This is a genomic window from Roseivirga ehrenbergii, from assembly GCF_001593005.1.
Taxonomy (GTDB): domain Bacteria; phylum Bacteroidota; class Bacteroidia; order Cytophagales; family Cyclobacteriaceae; genus Roseivirga; species Roseivirga ehrenbergii.
This window is the reverse complement of sequence record NZ_LQZQ01000041.1, coordinates 1-502: the sequence shown is the minus strand read 5'-3', so window position 1 is coordinate 502 and position 502 is coordinate 1. Positions and strand designations below refer to the sequence as shown.

Genomic DNA, 502 nt, shown 5'->3' with positions numbered 1-502 from the left:
TACTATGCTTCTATTGGTTATTTGAATGAAAAAGGGGTGTTCAAAAACTCTGATTTCGAGAGATATACCCTAAGAACAAACGTTAATGTTGATGTTCTTGATTGGTTGAAAGTTGGAGTAAACAACTCTGGCGATATCAGAATGACAAACTCTGTAACAAGCGGAGGAACTGGCTTCGCTAACGCTTTCTATAATGCAAGAAGAATGGGACCTATCTTCCCTGTTTATGCTATTGATGACCAAGGCAACTACATCACTGACCCTGACTTCGGAACTAAAGCCTTCGATAGAGGTGATGGTAGATTTGGATTACCAACTAGACCAAACAACACTTCTGGTAGACAAGCCCCTGAAGAGTCACTTTTGAATAACAGCTTAACTGAAGCCTTGTTCTTTAGAACTGTAGGTTATGTGGAGTTAACTCCAATCAAAAACCTTAGCGTAAAAATCAACGGTAGTGTGGATATAGGAACTGCAAATGGCCAATTCTATGGTAACCCAT

At 39.6% G+C, this 502-nt stretch carries 1 pseudogene; it reads left to right on the top strand.

Annotated features, from left to right (window positions below):
- Positions 1-502: pseudogene (locus MB14_RS10270) on the top strand (SusC/RagA family TonB-linked outer membrane protein); the annotation flags it as partial.